This window comes from Paraburkholderia flagellata (assembly GCF_021390645.1).
Taxonomy (GTDB): Bacteria; Pseudomonadota; Gammaproteobacteria; order Burkholderiales; family Burkholderiaceae; genus Paraburkholderia; species Paraburkholderia flagellata.
Genome location: NZ_JAJEJT010000004.1, coordinates 219,014 through 235,070, shown reverse-complemented (window position 1 = coordinate 235,070; position 16,057 = coordinate 219,014). Strand labels below are relative to the sequence as shown.

Below are 16,057 nucleotides of genomic sequence, written 5' to 3'. Positions count from 1 at the left end.
GTGTTGCTGAATTGGGGTTGTGTTGTTTGGATCGGCACAACACGTGATCACTCAACCATGCGTGTCTGAAACACACCTGTTATAGGATCAAGCCTTACGGGCAATTAGTATCAGTTAGCTTAACGCATTACTGCGCTTCCACACCTGACCTATCAACGTCCTGGTCTCGAACGACCCTTCAAGGGGATCTAGTCCCCGGGGAAGTCTCATCTTGAGGCGAGTTTCCCGCTTAGATGCTTTCAGCGGTTATCTCTTCCGAACATAGCTACCCGGCGATGCGACTGGCGTCACAACCGGTACACCAGAGGTTCGTCCACTCCGGTCCTCTCGTACTAGGAGCAGGCCCCCTCAAACTTCCAGCGCCCACGGCAGATAGGGACCAAACTGTCTCACGACGTTTTAAACCCAGCTCACGTACCTCTTTAAATGGCGAACAGCCATACCCTTGGGACCGGCTACAGCCCCAGGATGAGATGAGCCGACATCGAGGTGCCAAACACCGCCGTCGATATGAACTCTTGGGCGGTATCAGCCTGTTATCCCCAGAGTACCTTTTATCCGTTGAGCGATGGCCCTTCCATACAGAACCACCGGATCACTATGACCTGCTTTCGCACCTGTTCGACTTGTGAGTCTCACAGTCAAGCACGCTTATGCCATTGCACTATCAGCACGATTTCCGACCGTACCTAGCGTACCTTCGTACTCCTCCGTTACCCTTTGGGAGGAGACCGCCCCAGTCAAACTGCCTACCATGCACTGTCCCCGATCCGGATCACGGACCAAGGTTAGAACCTCAAACAGATCAGGGTGGTATTTCAAGGACGGCTCCATGCAGACTAGCGTCCACACTTCACAGCCTCCCACCTATCCTACACAAACCGGTTCAAAGTCCAATGCAAAGCTACAGTAAAGGTTCATGGGGTCTTTCCGTCTAGCCGCGGGGAGATTGCATCATCACAAACACTTCAACTTCGCTGAGTCTCGGGAGGAGACAGTGTGGCCATCGTTACGCCATTCGTGCAGGTCGGAACTTACCCGACAAGGAATTTCGCTACCTTAGGACCGTTATAGTTACGGCCGCCGTTTACCGGGACTTCAATCAAGAGCTTGCACCCCATCATTTAATCTTCCGGCACCGGGCAGGCGTCACACCCTATACGTCCACTTTCGTGTTTGCAGAGTGCTGTGTTTTTATTAAACAGTCGCAGCCACCAGTTTATTGCAACCCCTTCACCCTTCTGGCGCAGGCCAGTCAAGCTACAGGGGCGTACCTTATCCCGAAGTTACGGTACCAATTTGCCGAGTTCCTTCTCCCGAGTTCTCTCAAGCGCCTTAGAATACTCATCTCGCCCACCTGTGTCGGTTTGCGGTACGGTCACTGCTGAACTGAAGCTTAGAGGCTTTTCTTGGAACCACTTCCAGTTGCTTCGTCTCCTGAGAGACTGGCCTCACACCCTTGAATTCCGCGCCCGGATTTGCCAAAGCGCCTTCTCCAATGCAAGGACCGGGACTTCCAACACCCGGACAACCTTCCGCGATCCGTCCCCCCATCGCATTCAACAATGGTGCAGGAATATTGACCTGCTTCCCATCAGCTACGCATTTCTGCCTCGCCTTAGGGGCCGACTCACCCTACGCCGATGAACGTTGCGTAGGAAACCTTGGGCTTACGGCGAGGGGGCCTTTCACCCCCTTTATCGCTACTCATGTCAGCATTCGCACTTCCGATACCTCCAGCACGCTTTTCAACGCACCTTCGCAGGCTTACGGAACGCTCTCCTACCATGCGAGACTAGCTCGCATCCGCAGCTTCGGTATATGACTTAGCCCCGTTACATCTTCCGCGCAGGACGACTCGATCAGTGAGCTATTACGCTTTCTTTAAAGGGTGGCTGCTTCTAAGCCAACCTCCTGACTGTTTTAGCCTTCCCACTTCGTTTCCCACTTAGTCATATTTGGGGACCTTAGCTGGCGGTCTGGGTTGTTTCCCTCTTGACACCGGACGTTAGCACCCGATGTCTGTCTCCCGTGATTGCACTCTTCGGTATTCGGAGTTTGCTATGGCGAAGTAATCCGCAATGGACCCTTCAACCATGACAGTGCTCTACCCCCGAAGGTGATACACGAGGCACTACCTAAATAGTTTTCGGAGAGAACCAGCTATTTCCAGGTTTGTTTAGCCTTTCACCCCTATCCACAGCTCATCCCCTAACTTTTCAACGTTAGTGGGTTCGGTCCTCCAGCACGTGTTACCGTGCCTTCAACCTGGCCATGGATAGATCACCTGGTTTCGGGTCTACACCCAGCGACTGAACGCCCTGTTCGGACTCGCTTTCGCTACGCCTGCCCTATTCGGTTAAGCTTGCCACTGAATGTAAGTCGCTGACCCATTATACAAAAGGTACGCCGTCACCCCTTGCGAGGCTCCGACTGTTTGTATGCATGCGGTTTCAGGATCTATTTCACTCCCCTCCCGGGGTTCTTTTCGCCTTTCCCTCACGGTACTGGTTCACTATCGGTCGATCACGAGTATTTAGCCTTGGAGGATGGTCCCCCCATCTTCAGACAGGATTTCACGTGTCCCGCCCTACTTGTCGCATCCCTAGTTCTTCCAATCTGTTTTCGCCTACGGGGCTATCACCCACTATGGCCGCACTTTCCAGAGCGTTTGGCTAACAGTTCAGATAAAGAATGCAGGCTGGTCCCATTTCGCTCGCCACTACTTTGGGAATCTCGGTTGATTTCTTTTCCTGCGGCTACTTAGATGTTTCAGTTCGCCGCGTTCGCTTCACATGACCTATGTATTCAGTCATGGATACTCCATTCGGAGTGGGTTTCCCCATTCGGATATCGGTGGATCAAAGCTTGTTTGCCAGCTCCCCACCGCTTTTCGCAGGCTACCGCGTCCTTCATCGCCTGTGATCGCCAAGGCATCCACCACATGCACTTGTTCGCTTGACCCTATAACGGGTGTGTCTCCTGCGCAATTGCTTGCGTCGGTTCACACGCGCTACAGGTTGAGTATTCGTGTTGCGCCGTATTTCAAGGCAATCTTTCGATCACTTAAAAATACATTGATACAATCACAACCCTGATTCACCTACTCATGCCCATCTCTAGACATTTTTGGATGAATCTCTTTACTACTTCTTCCTGATTGTTAAAGAACGACAGCCGATACTTTCGTACCGCTCTGACTGGCTCAATTGCCAATGCGAAGTGTTCTGCCGTATTTCTGCAGAACGCTGTGCACTGGGAATTGGTGGAGGATGACGGGATCGAACCGACGACCCCCTGCTTGCAAAGCAGGTGCTCTCCCAGCTGAGCTAATCCCCCAGTCACATACATACTCAAGGGGCGTATTTGTCAGTCAGCCGTCACAGACAATTGGTGGGTCTGGATGGATTCGAACCATCGACCCCCGCCTTATCAAGACGGTGCTCTAACCGACTGAGCTACAGACCCCTGAGTCTGTCTTTCTTACAGCCGACAAGTGTGAGCGCTTAAAACGCAGTGAGCGATGAGCTCATGAAAGGAGGTGATCCAGCCGCACCTTCCGATACGGCTACCTTGTTACGACTTCACCCCAGTCATGAATCCTGCCGTGGTGACCGTCCTCCTTGCGGTTAGACTAGCCACTTCTGGCAAAACCCACTCCCATGGTGTGACGGGCGGTGTGTACAAGACCCGGGAACGTATTCACCGCGGCATGCTGATCCGCGATTACTAGCGATTCCAGCTTCACGCAGTCGAGTTGCAGACTGCGATCCGGACTACGATCGGTTTTCTGGGATTGGCTCCACCTCGCGGCTTGGCAACCCTCTGTTCCGACCATTGTATGACGTGTGAAGCCCTACCCATAAGGGCCATGAGGACTTGACGTCATCCCCACCTTCCTCCGGTTTGTCACCGGCAGTCTCCCTGGAGTGCTCTTGCGTAGCAACTAGGGACAAGGGTTGCGCTCGTTGCGGGACTTAACCCAACATCTCACGACACGAGCTGACGACAGCCATGCAGCACCTGTGTTACGGCTCCCTTTCGGGCACTTCCACCTCTCAGCGGAATTCCGTACATGTCAAGGGTAGGTAAGGTTTTTCGCGTTGCATCGAATTAATCCACATCATCCACCGCTTGTGCGGGTCCCCGTCAATTCCTTTGAGTTTTAATCTTGCGACCGTACTCCCCAGGCGGTCAACTTCACGCGTTAGCTACGTTACCAAGCCAATGAAGGCCCGACAACCAGTTGACATCGTTTAGGGCGTGGACTACCAGGGTATCTAATCCTGTTTGCTCCCCACGCTTTCGTGCATGAGCGTCAGTATTGGCCCAGGGGGCTGCCTTCGCCATCGGTATTCCTCCACATCTCTACGCATTTCACTGCTACACGTGGAATTCTACCCCCCTCTGCCATACTCCAGCGATGCAGTCACCAATGCAGTTCCCAGGTTAAGCCCGGGGATTTCACATCGGTCTTACATCACCGCCTGCGCACGCTTTACGCCCAGTAATTCCGATTAACGCTCGCACCCTACGTATTACCGCGGCTGCTGGCACGTAGTTAGCCGGTGCTTATTCTTCCGGTACCGTCATCCCCTCAAGGTATTATCTCGAAGGATTTCTTTCCGGACAAAAGTGCTTTACAACCCGAAGGCCTTCTTCACACACGCGGCATTGCTGGATCAGGCTTTCGCCCATTGTCCAAAATTCCCCACTGCTGCCTCCCGTAGGAGTCTGGGCCGTGTCTCAGTCCCAGTGTGGCTGGTCGTCCTCTCAGACCAGCTACGGATCGTCGCCTTGGTAGGCCTTTACCCCACCAACTAGCTAATCCGCCATCGGCCACCCCAATAGCGCGAGGCCCGAAGGTCCCCCGCTTTCATCCATGGATCGTATGCGGTATTAATCCGGCTTTCGCCGGGCTATCCCCCACTACTGGACATGTTCCGATGTATTACTCACCCGTTCGCCACTCGCCACCAGGTGCAAGCACCCGTGCTGCCGTTCGACTTGCATGTGTAAGGCATGCCGCCAGCGTTCAATCTGAGCCAGGATCAAACTCTTCAGTTTAAACCTGTTACTGTTTTCGGTTCTCTCGAACCGGTCGCTCACTCAAAGCTGACAGGTCATTGAATAAATTCAAAAACCTGACTTACTTTAGTGTGAGACTCTTGATACTTTTGCTGCTCCCGGCCCCGCTCCGAAGAACGGGATCAGGCCGCCACCGCATCAAGCGCCCACACTTATCGGCTGTAAATTTTTAAAGATCGATCGCGAAGTTGCCGCGCAGTTTCGTTAAATCCAACTGCTCAACTACCGGCTTCTTTCTGCGTTGCTGCGTCAGCAGCAGAGAAACGAGATTATGAAGAATCTTTTTCGCTTCGTCAACCCCTTTTTTTCGCTCACCGCTTAAAAAAGCTGCCGACTCCCGCGTCCGCCGGTTTCCGCGGCGGCCTTCGCTGTCCGGACGTCAGTGACATCGAACGGCGAAGGGGGCGAATCTTAGCGCCTCGATCGCGAGCCCGCAAGCCCTTTTGCATCCACTCAATTGAAAAGAGGCGCAGGGCGCCTCCTTTCAATGTGCGTCATCAGCGCTCATGACTTTGGATCGCCCTTCGCCGGCCGGTCGAACATCGCCTTGCATGGCGGCGAGAGTTCATCGTAGTGCCGCTTCATGCACGCCGCGATCTTCTCCTTATTCGGGATCGCGCTCGCGCAGAAGTGGAATGCATCGCCGCGGCACGCATGTTCCTGCTCGTTACGCGATTCGCCGCTGCACGCAATCGCAAACGTCAGGCCCATCAGTAACGCGCCCGCTTTCATCATGCGATCGAACGGTTTGCTCATGGCGTTCTCCTCGTGATGAGTGGTCCGGCGTCACCTTGCAAGGGCCATTCCCGGCACGCCGCTTGCAGCGCTACCCTCATTTGCCACGATGAGGCGCTGCTCTCACGCAGCGGAACGCCATGGACCTACCGATCATCCGAATCGTCGCGCTTTGCTCGGCTATTGTCATACCAGGCGTCCCCCTGGCTGCGCACGCGGACGACAGTGCAAGCCCCTGCGCAGCCCTAAAGCGGATCGTCGCGGCTGCACCGCAGCATTTCGCCTCACTGAGTCCCGACGACGGACGCGCGGTCGCGCAACCCTATGGCGACGACGCGCAATGCGTAACGAGCGGCGGGAGTTTTCAGTGCGCCTGGAGCGCACGCGACGCAGGATCGGGGACGAATGCGCTCGAAGGGGTCGGCGCCGACATCGCCTCGTGTCTGCCCGACGCAACCCACGACGTGAACTCGCCGGGCCGTCAGCACTTCTATCTTGGGCAGCGCGGGAGCCGAACCGAGATCACAGCACAAACCGACGGCTCAACGCGCGTGAAGCTGAGCGTTTCCCATCAATAGGCGTGCGGTCTGCCGAACGGGTTCGACAACCCCATGCGGAACCGGCAGATCAAGACGCCGTCCACCAGGAGCCCGCGACCGCGCGCCGCCGCGTCGCGCCCGCAGCCCGCGCGGCGCCATGTCGGCGGCCGGTGAGCACGGTCTGCACGATCACCGCGGCGAGCAGGAACGCACCGCTCGCGAGGTTCTGATAGTAAGGGCTCAGCGTGCCGACCTGATTGATCACATTGTCGATGACACCGAGAAGCAGCACGCCGGCCAGCGGTCCGGCCATCGTTCCCACGCCGCCCGTGAGCAACACGCCGCCGATCACGGCTGCGGCGATCGACTGCAATTCATAGCCGGTCCCCGCCGCCGACAACCCCGAATCCAGATGCGAGGCGAGCAGCGCCCCCGAGAGACCGGCCAGCGCGCCGGACAATCCATAGGCGAGGATCTTCACGCGCTCCACACGCACGCCCAGCATGCGCGCCGCCTCTTCGTTTCCGCCGATCGCGAAAATCGCCGCGCCAAAGCGCGTGTGATTGAGCAGCGCGCCGCCGAGCGCATAAACCACCACCAGCACCCAAATGAGATTGTTGACGCCAAACACCGAGCCATTGGCGATGCGCGCGAAGAACCCCGGATTCGCGATGAGCAGATCCTGGCTCGCGAGCACGAGCGCGAGCCCCTTGAGCCCAAGCAGCGCTGCGAGCGTAACGATGAACGGCGCCATGCGCGCGCGGGCGATCAACACGCCATTCACCAGACCCACGGCGAAACCCGCGGCCACCGGCGCGAGCATCGCGGCGCCCCACCCATAGGGCGCGGCATAGGCGGCCAGCACCGTGCCGAGTCCGACCATCGACCCGACGGAAAGATCGAATCCGCCCAGGATGATGACGATGCTTTGCCCCACGGCGACGAGCCCGAGAAACGCACCGTTCGAGGCGATGTCGGCGAGGTTCGCGGGGCGCAGGAAGTCGGGAAATACCATGCCAGCCACGAGCGCGACGACCACGAGCATCGCGATCGCCCCGCGCGACTGCACGAGCGCGATCAGTTGCGCGCGCCGATTCGCGCCCGGTGCGGCGACGGCTTCTACCGCGGATTGCGTGGGCTTTTGCATCGCGTCAGCCTCCAGAGCGTTGCAGATAGAGCGCGACGACGATGAACACCGCCTTGAGGATCTGCGCGTACGTGAAGCTGATGTTGTTCATGATGAAGCTCGCGTCGAGCACCTGGAGCAGCAACACGCCGAACACCGCGCCGACGATCGAGATGCGCCCGCCCGAAAGCGGCGTCCCCCCGATGACGGAGGCGGCAATCGCATCGAGTTCGAAGTTCACACCCACGTAGTTCGGATCCGCCGCGCCGAGCCGCGACGAAGCGAACACGCCCGCGAGCCCGGCAAGCGTGCCGCTCACCGCATAGACCAGAAAGAGCGTGCGCCGCACTGGGATGCCCGCGAGGAACGCAGCGCCACGACTCGCGCCCACGAGAATCGCGTAGCGCCCGAAGGTCGTGCGCCGCACCACGAACGCCACCACGACCGCGAGCCCAAGCGCGATCAGCATGACGATCGGCAGCGGGCCGACCGCGCCCGCGCCGAGCAGATCGAACGCCGGTGTGTCGGGCAAATTCACGCGCGAGCCGCCCAGCAGCGCCTGCGCAAGCCCGCGTGCGGCGACCAGCAACGCGAGGCTCGAGATCAGCGGGTCGATGGCGAGCAGCGCCACGAGGAACCCGTTGCACAAGCCGACCATGGCGCCCACCGCGACCGCACCCACGAGCGCCGGGCCCTCGCCATACGGCAGGAACACGGCGATCGACGCGCTGGCGAGCGCCATCACCGATCCCACGGAGAGATCAATGCCGCGAGTCGCGATCGCGAGATTCTGGCCAAGCGCGATCAAGACGATCGGCGCTGCCTCGAACAGCAGGCTGCGCGCGGCAAAGGGATTCGAGAAGCCGGGTGTGACGACCAGATTGAACACCACGAGCGCGGCGAGCGCGAAGTACACGCTGTGCTCGCGCAACACGGTGCGCCAGGTCTGCATGCGCGACGCGGCGCCTGACACGGACGAGGTGGAACGGTTCGTGGAATTCGACGAATTCGAGGGGCTCAAGCTTGCCTCGTTCGATTCAAGGTTGGTCGCCATCGGAGTGGGTGTCGTGGATTGTGGCGGGTTGGGTGCGCGGTTGCTCACGCGAAGCCGCCGCCGCAGTCAGCGCCGTTGCCAGATCCAGCGCCGGCCAGCACGGCGAGCACGTCGTCGGGGTGCGCGCCCGCGGTTGGCATGCCGCCCTCGGTCGCGCCTTCATTGAGCACGACAAGGCGGTCGGTCAGCGCGAGCAACTCCTCCATCTCGGACGACGTGACCACCACCGCAAGCCCGTCCCGGGCCAGTTCCTGCACGACGCGATGCACCTCCTCCTTCGCGCCGACGTCGATGCCGCGCGTGGGATCGTCGAGCAGCAGCACCGTTGGGCGGGTCGAGAGGCAGCGCGCGATCAGCGCCTTTTGCTGATTGCCGCCCGAGAGCGTCGTGATGAGCGCGCCGGGACCGGCCGTCTTGATGCCGAGCCGCTCGATCGACTCGCGCACCACCTGCGCCTCCTTCGCACGCGAGATGAAGCCGAAGCGCGAAATGCGCGGCAGCAGGCTCGCGACGATGTTCTCGCGCACCGACAAACGCGGGAAGATGCCTTCGGCGCGGCGGTCTTCCGAAAGGAACGCGAGGCCGCGCCCGATCGAGCGCGCCGGGCTCGCATGCGTGAGCGCGCGGCCTGCGATATCCACTTCGCCGCCATCGGCCTTCTGCGCGCCGAAAATCGTTTTGAGCGTTTCCGTGCGGCCCGAGCCGAGCAGGCCGGCCAGGCCGACGATCTCCTTGCGCGCCACCCGCAGCGACACGTCGCGCACGCGGTTGCCCCACTGCAAATGATCGACGGCCAGCGCTGGCGTCGCGTTGGCATCGGCATCGGCGTTGCCCGAGCGCTCGGCCCACGCATGCTCGCCCGCGCTCTCGCGACCCAGCATGGCTGCGATCAATGCCGCACGCGGGAGTTCTTCAGGCGTGCCCGTGCGGACCACGGCGCCGTCGCGCATCACCGTGAAGCGATCGCACAGCCGGTAGCATTCGGAAAGCCGATGACTCACGAACAGCAGCGCAATGCCCTCGGCGCGCAGGCGATCGACGACTTCGAACAATACGTCCACTTCCGCGCCGCTCAGGGCCGAAGTCGGCTCATCGAGGATCAGCACGCGCGCGCCTAGCGAAACGCCGCGCGCAATCGCCACCATCTGCTGCGCGCCGAGCCCGAGCGAACCGAGACGCGCGGCCGGGTCGACCGCGAGCCGGTAGCGCTGCACGATGTCGGCGGCGCGCTCGAGCATGCGCTTCCTGTCGATCAGGATGCCGAACCGTTTCGGTTCGTGGCACAGAAAGATGTTGTCCGCCACGCTGCGCTCGGGTATCAGGTTGATCTCCTGATACACGGCGCACACGCCCGCGCCCTGCGCCGCTCGCGGACTGTCGAACGCGACGTCCGTGCCGTCGAGCGTGAGCGCGCCCGAGTCGGGCTGATGAAAGCCGGTGAGAACCTTGATCAGCGTGGACTTGCCCGCACCGTTCTCGCCCACGAGTCCGTGCACCTCGCCCGCGCGCAGCGTGAGCGAGACGTCGCGCAGCGCGCGCACCACGCCGAAGGTCTTCGAAACGCCGTGCGTTTCGAGCACGGCGCGCGGGATGGCCATCGCGGTGTCGGCGCGATGTGCGGGGACGCTCGTCGTCATCTTGCGGGCGCGGCTCAGTAGACCTTGCCCTGCGCGAGCGAAGGCTGCGCGTTGGTCCGGTCGAAGAGCGCGTCGTCCATGATCTGCTTTTGCGGCACCGGCTTGCCCGCGAGATAGTCTTCCAGCGACTTGAAGGCGAGCGGACCGAAGCGCGGGTTCGTCTCGACATCGGCGGCGACGATGCCGTTCGAGATATCCGTGACGATCTCCTTTGTGCCGTCGATCGAGACGATCTTCACGCCGTTGAGCTTGCCGGCCTGGCGCAACGCCTTGATCGCACCGACCGTCATCGTGTCGGCGTGGGTATAGACGGCGTTGACGTCCGGGTGCGCGAGCAGGATCTGCTCCATCACCTTCTGTGCCTCGGTGGTCGACCAGTTGGCGGTCTGCGCCGCGACGATCTTCATGCCGGGATAAGGCTTGAGGCCATTCGCGAAGCCGTCTGTGCGCTGGCTTTCCACCGTGTTGCCGTAGCCGCCCTGGATCTCGGCGATGATCGCCTTGCCGCCCGTGGCGTCGGCCAGCGCCTTCGCCGCGCGCTCGCCCTGCTTGTAGAAGTCGGAGCCAAGGAACGTGATGAAGTCGTCGCACACCGTACCCGCCGTCTGCCGGTCAATCGTCACGACGGGAATGCCCTTCGCGCGCGCCTGTGCGAGCGCGGGCTGCAAGCCGGTGGAGTCGTTAGGCGCAATGATGAGCGCCTCGGCGCCCTGATTGATCATGCTTTCGATGTCGGCGACCTGCTTGGCCTGATTCGCGTTCGCGTTCGTATAGAGGAGGCGCTTCACGCCGGCTTCCTTCGCCGCCGCGCGCACCGAGGCGGTTTCGGTCGCCCGGAACGGGTTCTGCTCATTCTCCGACTGCGAGAACCCCACCACCATGTCGCTCAGCTTCTTGCCGCCCGGCTTGGGATTCGTGCAACTCTCACTGGAATTCGATTGGACTTTCTGTGCGCCGTTGTCGGACTGCGCGTAAGCGCTTGCGGCGAACACGCTCGCAACGCAAAGACCGGCGGCAATGAGGGCGGACTGGATTCGTTGATGACGCATGGCTGTCTCCTGTCGGCCGGAGTTAGTGCTTCAGCACTTACTCCGGACCCACGCAAGGCGTGAATGACATGAACGGCGCAGGCCTTCGGCCCCGCCGCGGCTTTTTTGTCTTTCTTGTTTCATTGGATGCCGGACGAGACTCGGCATCAAATTATTACGGCCACTGCTTCAACTAATATTACCAGTCAATTTTCGGAGATATTAATGAGGGTATTCACGGGGGAGGCGGGGTCGGGCGCGCACACCGAGGTCCGTTCGATGAGCGGTCCGTCGAGCTTCACGGTGCGGTGGCGCACCGGCGCGCCGGCGCTGCGGTTCTGCTCTTCCTGCAGCAGCGTCTCGACGGCCCAGCGCCCAAGCTCGTAGTTGGGCAGCACGACGGTGGTGAGCGGCGGATGCGTATGGCGCGCGATTTCCTGGTCGTCGTAGCCCATGATCGAGACGTCTTCGGGCACACGCAGCCCGAGTTGCTTGAGCGCCTCGATCGCGCCGATCGCCGTCAGGTCGTTGGCGCAGAAGATCGCGGTGGGCGGATTCGGCTCGCGCATGAGCGAGAGCGTTAGTTCGAAACCCTTGCCCGAACTCCAGTCGCCGTCGCGCACGAGGCGCTCGTCGAACAGCAGGTCGGCGGTCGCGAGCGCCTGGCGATAGCCCTTCAGGCGGTCTTTCGCGGCGTCCTGCCAGGTTTCGCCGTTGATGAAACCAATGCGCCGATGCCCCGCCTCGATCAGGTATTCAGTGGCCGTATGGCCACCCGCCACTTCGGCCGGCACGACCGAAGACAGCGCGTGATCGGATGCGTAGCAGTTGAGCAGCACGGCCGGCACCTTCAGCAGCGCGGGCGGCACCGTCACCTTGCGGGTGTACACGGTCGCGTAGATCACACCGAGTACGTTCGGCATGGCGAGCGTTTGCAGGACCTGCTGCTCCATCTGCGCGTTGCCGTGCGTCGAGAACACCGCGAGCAGACAGCCGTTGTTCCACGCGGCATCGCGTGCGCCGTCGATGCTCACGACCGGGTGCGGGCTCGTCGAGACTTCGTCGGCAAGATAGACGATGAGATTGCGCTCACCCGCCGGGGCAGGCGTCTGCACCGCGCGGATCGGCAACTGGTAGCCAAGCGACTGCGCCACTTCGTGCACCTTCAGGCGCGTCGCTTCCGAGAGCTTGGCGCCCACCGCGCCGTTGAGCACGAGGGACACCGTGGATTGCGACACGCCCGCGGCCTTCGCGATGTCGGTCATGGTCGGGCGGCGTTGCGTCGATTTTTTCATCGGATGTGAGGAGGACTGCGGGAGGGCTGCGCGGCGCGGCGGCGCGCTTAGGGCCGCGCTGTTGGCCCGAAGCGTAGCACTAATAATTTGGGCCATCAATTGGCGTATGTCACCAATTTTTGGTTTCATCATCAGCGATTTCAAGGTCTATATTATCTTTTATTAGTCATAAAACGATTCACTGGAGAACGCTCATTTGACCGCCCGACCGCCCCCTTCGCCCCCAGAGATCGCTTTCGACGCCGACGCGCTCGACGACGGTCAACTCGTCACGCTCGCGCATGGCGATGCGCGCGTGCTCGTCGCGCCGCACGTGGGCGGTTCGATTGCTGCGTTTTACGACGCAACCGGCAAGACCCCGGGATCGCACTGGCTGCGCCCGGCCACGCGCGCCGCCATCGACGCGCGCGATCCGCTCGGCATGGCGAGCTTTCCGCTGATGCCATACTGCAACCGCATCCGCGACGGGCGATTCCGCTTTGAAGGCGAGATGATCGATTTACCGAGCGGCACGGGCGCGCTGCGCCACGCGCTGCATGGCCACGCGTGGCGGCGGCCCTGGACCGTAGAGGCGCAAACGGCCGATACGCTCACGCTCCACTTCCTGCACGAGCCGAACGAGCCGCATGAAGCGCATGCATCCCACGGCTCGCACAAGGCCGATTCACGCACCGGCACCGGCTGGCCATTTCGCTATGAAGCGCGTCAGCACCTCACGCTCGATGCCAGCGGCCTCACCGTGCGCCTGTGGGCCCGCAACCTGGCCGCGCGGCCCATGCCGTTTGGCCTGGGCCACCATCCGTACTATCCGCGCCCGCCCGGCACGCGCATTGCCGCGCGCGTGCGCGCCATGTGGGAAATCGACACGGAAGTCCTGCCCGTTTCGCTCAGCGCCCACCCGGCCGTCGATGCGCTACAGTCCGGCCTGATCCTCGACGACTTCGATCTCGACAACAACTTCTCCGGCTGGCGCCGCGAGGCGCTCATCGAGTGGCCGCACGAAGGCCGGCGTCTCGCGCTGCGCGCGAGCACGCCGCTCGACTTCTTCGTGGTCTTCTGTCCGCCTGGTCTGCCGTACTTCTGCGCGGAGCCCGTCAGCAACACGACGGACTGGCTCAATCTGCGTCACGAAGGAACGGCGAAGCGCATCGACGTGGGCGGCACCGTGCTCGCGCCCGGCGAATCGCTCGAAGCCCAGCTTGCCTGGCAACCTGAGCGGACCTGAAGCGGCACACCGTCCTCACATGCCCGCACCGTTTCGCACGCCTGCCAACGGCGCGCCGTAGCCGCCCGCCTCGGCGTTGTTCGGGTGGCCGTTCGCGAGTTGCCCGCGCGGATCGGTGGGACCGACCGGCATCTCGCCAGCCTGGCGATTGCCGTGGGTCGGATACTCGCTGCCGGGCTGCGCATTGGGCATGAGCGCGAGGCTGTTTTGCGGCGAGCGCAGGTTGTCATTCGGCGCGAGTTGGGCGACGGCATAGCCGGGCGCGCCTGCCAGCATCGCGCAAGCCATGAAGGACGGCATTGCCGCGTGGACGAAGAAAGGCTTCATCTGGAACTCCTTGTCGCGCAACGCGACACGCTTCTCAGCACGCGCGTGCTCGCCGTGCTGCTTTCAGGCTAGCAGACGGCCGCCTGCCGCGCCCGAAGACTCTCTCCAGCAAACGCCGCGCAGCGGTTACTATTCGAGGTTGTAAGGCAAACCAGAAAAAGCGGCTCGCCACGGCGAGCCGATACAACGACAACCTCGGTCGACAGGAGACAAAACCATGGACCAGCCGCGCGCCGTCGACGTCCAAACCTTCATCAACGAACATCCGTTTTCGCCGTTCCAGTGGTTCATCTTCGCGATGTGCTTCGTCATCGTCCTGCTCGACGGTTTCGACACGGCCGCGATCGGCTTCATCGCGCCCTCGCTGCTCGGCGAATGGGGTATCTCCAAGCCCGCGCTCGCACCCGTGCTGAGCGCGGCGCTCTTCGGCCTCGCTTGCGGTGCGCTCGCATCCGGGCCGCTCTCCGACCGGTTCGGGCGACGCGCCATGCTGGTCGGCTCGGTGCTGCTGTTCGGCGTCACCTGCCTCGGCTCGGCGTTCTCCACCAGCATCGGCGAACTCACGTGGCTGCGCTTCATCACAGGTGTCGGCCTCGGCGCCGCCATGCCGAATGCGGTCACGATGATGGGCGAATTCTGCCCCGACCGGAACCGTGCCACCGTGATCAATCTGATGTTCTGCGGCTTTCCGCTTGGCGCGGCCTGCGGCGGCTTTCTCGCGGCGTGGATGATTCCACACTTCGGCTGGCGCAGCGTGCTCATGCTCGGCGGCATCACGCCGCTCGTGCTCGCCGTGCCGCTCTTCCTGCGCATGCCGGAGTCGGTGCGCTACATGGTGGCGAATCACCGGCCCGTCGAGCGCATTCGCGCCGCGCTCGCCCGCATCTCGCCCGACGCCGCCAAAGCGCAGGTGTTCACGATGACGGAGCACGCCCCGCAGACCGAAAGCAAGGGCCTTGGCGTCGTGCTTTCGCCGATGTACCTCGTTGGCTCGGTGATGCTGTGGGTCGCGTATTTCATGGGGCTCGTGATCTTCTACGCGTCGATCAACTGGATGCCGCTCTTGCTCAAGGACGCCGGCCTCACGGCCTCGAACGCCACGCTGATCTCGGCGCTCTTCCCGCTCGGCGGCGTGGGCGCCGTGCTGAGCGGCATGCTGATGGACCGCTTCAACGCGAACCGGATCATCGCCGCGTGCTACGTGCTCACTGCGCTTTCGGTGTGGCTCATCGGCCAGGCAGCGGGCAACGTGGCCCTGCTCGTGCTCGTCGTGTTCGTGGCCGGCGTGCTGATGAATACGGCGCAATCGTCAATGCCCGCGCTCGCCGCAGCGTTCTACCCCACCCAGGGACGCGGCACTGGCGTGGCCTGGATGCTCGGCATCGGCCGCTTCGGCGGCATTGCGGGTTCGTTCCTCGTCGCCGAACTCGCGCGCCGGCACTTCACGTTTGCGGGCATCTTTGCGACGGTTGCCGTCGCCGGTCTCGTGGCCGGCGCGGCGCTGTTGATCAAACAGGCCGCGCGGCCGCAGGCGAGCGGATCGCCGGCGGCAAAGACGGAGTCGTTCGGGCACTGACGCCCGCGCGAGTGTCGAGCATTGCGCCGCGCCGCAGGCTACCGGGCGGCGCAATGCGCGCAACGATCAGCCGCCGAGCGCGCCAAGATTGAGCGTGTGCGAATGGCCGATCCACACGGCCGCGTCGCGATGGTCACGCAGGGCATCGGCGGTGTTCGGATGCACGAACACGTCGAGTGCGCCGTGATTGAGCGTGAGCCATTCGACGACCATCATGAAGCGCTCTCGCGAAATGGCGAGCTGATACGACCACATCGGATGCGGCCCGACCGGGCGTTCGTGAAAGCGCCCAATCTGCACGATTTCTCCAAAGCGGGCTTCGATCGCCTCGCGCAAGGTCCATGCGGCGTCGCGCGTCGTCGCGTCGAAATAGATGTGCGCGTGCCAGCTCGTGATATCGGCGGGATCGAGGTAGTTCATGGCGGGA

At 61.8% G+C, this 16,057-nt stretch carries 11 protein-coding genes, 2 tRNA genes and 2 rRNA genes; 3 read left to right on the top strand and 12 right to left on the bottom strand.

Going from position 1 to position 16,057, the window contains the following annotated elements; genetic code table 11:
• Positions 1–83: 83 nt before the first annotated feature.
• The 5 genes from L0U83_RS31690 to L0U83_RS31670 all read right to left on the bottom strand — a co-directional run bounded on the left by L0U83_RS31690 (position 84) and on the right by L0U83_RS31670 (position 5,844).
• A 23S ribosomal RNA gene (locus L0U83_RS31690) occupies positions 84–2,964 on the bottom strand.
• A 299-nt stretch (positions 2,965–3,263) separates the two neighbouring features.
• Positions 3,264–3,339, bottom strand: a tRNA-Ala gene (locus L0U83_RS31685).
• Between the two features lie 52 nt (positions 3,340–3,391).
• A tRNA-Ile gene (locus tag L0U83_RS31680) sits at positions 3,392–3,468 on the bottom strand.
• 66 nt (positions 3,469–3,534) lie between these two features.
• A 16S ribosomal RNA gene (locus tag L0U83_RS31675) occupies positions 3,535–5,067 on the bottom strand.
• The 16S and 23S rRNA genes sit together here with 2 tRNA genes alongside, the layout of an rRNA operon.
• Positions 5,068–5,592: 525 nt before the next feature.
• The gene (locus L0U83_RS31670) at positions 5,593–5,844 is read right to left on the bottom strand and encodes a hypothetical protein (protein ID WP_373321150.1); all 252 of its coding nucleotides are present in this window, start codon (positions 5,842–5,844) and stop codon (positions 5,593–5,595) included.
• Positions 5,845–5,963: 119 nt separating this feature from the next.
• On the opposite strand from L0U83_RS31670, the gene L0U83_RS31665 reads away from it, so the two are divergent.
• Entirely contained in the window at positions 5,964–6,401 is a 438-nt protein-coding gene (locus tag L0U83_RS31665; RefSeq protein WP_233888141.1) for a hypothetical protein, read from the top strand.
• A 49-nt stretch (positions 6,402–6,450) separates the two neighbouring features.
• Here the strand turns inward: L0U83_RS31665 and L0U83_RS31660 are convergent, their stop codons facing one another.
• The 5 genes from L0U83_RS31660 to L0U83_RS31640 all read right to left on the bottom strand — a co-directional run bounded on the left by L0U83_RS31660 (position 6,451) and on the right by L0U83_RS31640 (position 12,502).
• Positions 6,451–7,509 (bottom strand): ABC transporter permease, encoded by a 1,059-nt coding sequence (locus L0U83_RS31660; protein ID WP_233888140.1) that lies wholly within the window; start codon positions 7,507–7,509, stop codon positions 6,451–6,453.
• Positions 7,510–7,513: 4 nt separating this feature from the next.
• Positions 7,514–8,542: an ABC transporter permease gene (locus L0U83_RS31655; RefSeq protein WP_233888139.1), complete on the bottom strand. Its 1,029-nt coding sequence runs from the start codon at positions 8,540–8,542 to the stop codon at positions 7,514–7,516.
• A gap of 44 nt (positions 8,543–8,586) precedes the next feature.
• The gene (locus tag L0U83_RS31650; RefSeq protein WP_233888138.1) at positions 8,587–10,179 is read right to left on the bottom strand and encodes a sugar ABC transporter ATP-binding protein; all 1,593 of its coding nucleotides are present in this window, start codon (positions 10,177–10,179) and stop codon (positions 8,587–8,589) included.
• A gap of 14 nt (positions 10,180–10,193) precedes the next feature.
• Entirely contained in the window at positions 10,194–11,228 is a 1,035-nt protein-coding gene (locus tag L0U83_RS31645; protein ID WP_233888137.1) for an ABC transporter substrate-binding protein, read from the bottom strand.
• A gap of 185 nt (positions 11,229–11,413) precedes the next feature.
• The gene (locus L0U83_RS31640; RefSeq protein WP_233888136.1) at positions 11,414–12,502 is read right to left on the bottom strand and encodes a LacI family DNA-binding transcriptional regulator; all 1,089 of its coding nucleotides are present in this window, start codon (positions 12,500–12,502) and stop codon (positions 11,414–11,416) included.
• Positions 12,503–12,698: 196 nt separating this feature from the next.
• Here L0U83_RS31640 and L0U83_RS31635 point away from each other — a divergent pair, with 196 nt between their 5' ends.
• Entirely contained in the window at positions 12,699–13,727 is a 1,029-nt protein-coding gene (locus L0U83_RS31635; RefSeq protein WP_267939623.1) for an aldose 1-epimerase, read from the top strand.
• Positions 13,728–13,742: 15 nt separating this feature from the next.
• On the opposite strand, the gene L0U83_RS31630 is transcribed toward L0U83_RS31635, so the two are convergent.
• Entirely contained in the window at positions 13,743–14,054 is a 312-nt protein-coding gene (locus L0U83_RS31630; protein WP_373321149.1) for a hypothetical protein, read from the bottom strand.
• 217 nt (positions 14,055–14,271) lie between these two features.
• Here L0U83_RS31630 and L0U83_RS31625 point away from each other — a divergent pair, with 217 nt between their 5' ends.
• The gene (locus tag L0U83_RS31625; RefSeq protein ID WP_233888135.1) at positions 14,272–15,630 is read left to right on the top strand and encodes an MFS transporter; all 1,359 of its coding nucleotides are present in this window, start codon (positions 14,272–14,274) and stop codon (positions 15,628–15,630) included.
• Between the two features lie 66 nt (positions 15,631–15,696).
• On the opposite strand, the gene L0U83_RS31620 is transcribed toward L0U83_RS31625, so the two are convergent.
• The gene (locus L0U83_RS31620; protein ID WP_233889082.1) at positions 15,697–16,050 is read right to left on the bottom strand and encodes a DOPA 4,5-dioxygenase family protein; all 354 of its coding nucleotides are present in this window, start codon (positions 16,048–16,050) and stop codon (positions 15,697–15,699) included.
• Positions 16,051–16,057 lie beyond the last annotated feature (7 nt).

Bases quoted from the DNA above. Each gene is read 5' to 3' on its own strand.
- L0U83_RS31670 (WP_373321150.1), bottom strand. From the start codon at position 5,844: ATGAGCAAACCGTTCGATCGCATGATGAAAGCGGGCGCGTTACTGATG.
- L0U83_RS31665 (WP_233888141.1), top strand. From the start codon at position 5,964: ATGGACCTACCGATCATCCGAATCGTCGCGCTTTGCTCGGCTATTGTC.
- L0U83_RS31660 (WP_233888140.1), bottom strand. From the start codon at position 7,509: ATGCAAAAGCCCACGCAATCCGCGGTAGAAGCCGTCGCCGCACCGGGC.
- L0U83_RS31655 (WP_233888139.1), bottom strand. From the start codon at position 8,542: ATGGCGACCAACCTTGAATCGAACGAGGCAAGCTTGAGCCCCTCGAAT.
- L0U83_RS31650 (WP_233888138.1), bottom strand. From the start codon at position 10,179: ATGACGACGAGCGTCCCCGCACATCGCGCCGACACCGCGATGGCCATC.
- L0U83_RS31645 (WP_233888137.1), bottom strand. From the start codon at position 11,228: ATGCGTCATCAACGAATCCAGTCCGCCCTCATTGCCGCCGGTCTTTGC.
- L0U83_RS31640 (WP_233888136.1), bottom strand. From the start codon at position 12,502: ATGAAAAAATCGACGCAACGCCGCCCGACCATGACCGACATCGCGAAG.
- L0U83_RS31630 (WP_373321149.1), bottom strand. From the start codon at position 14,054: ATGAAGCCTTTCTTCGTCCACGCGGCAATGCCGTCCTTCATGGCTTGC.
- L0U83_RS31625 (WP_233888135.1), top strand. From the start codon at position 14,272: ATGGACCAGCCGCGCGCCGTCGACGTCCAAACCTTCATCAACGAACAT.
- L0U83_RS31620 (WP_233889082.1), bottom strand. From the start codon at position 16,050: ATGAACTACCTCGATCCCGCCGATATCACGAGCTGGCACGCGCACATC.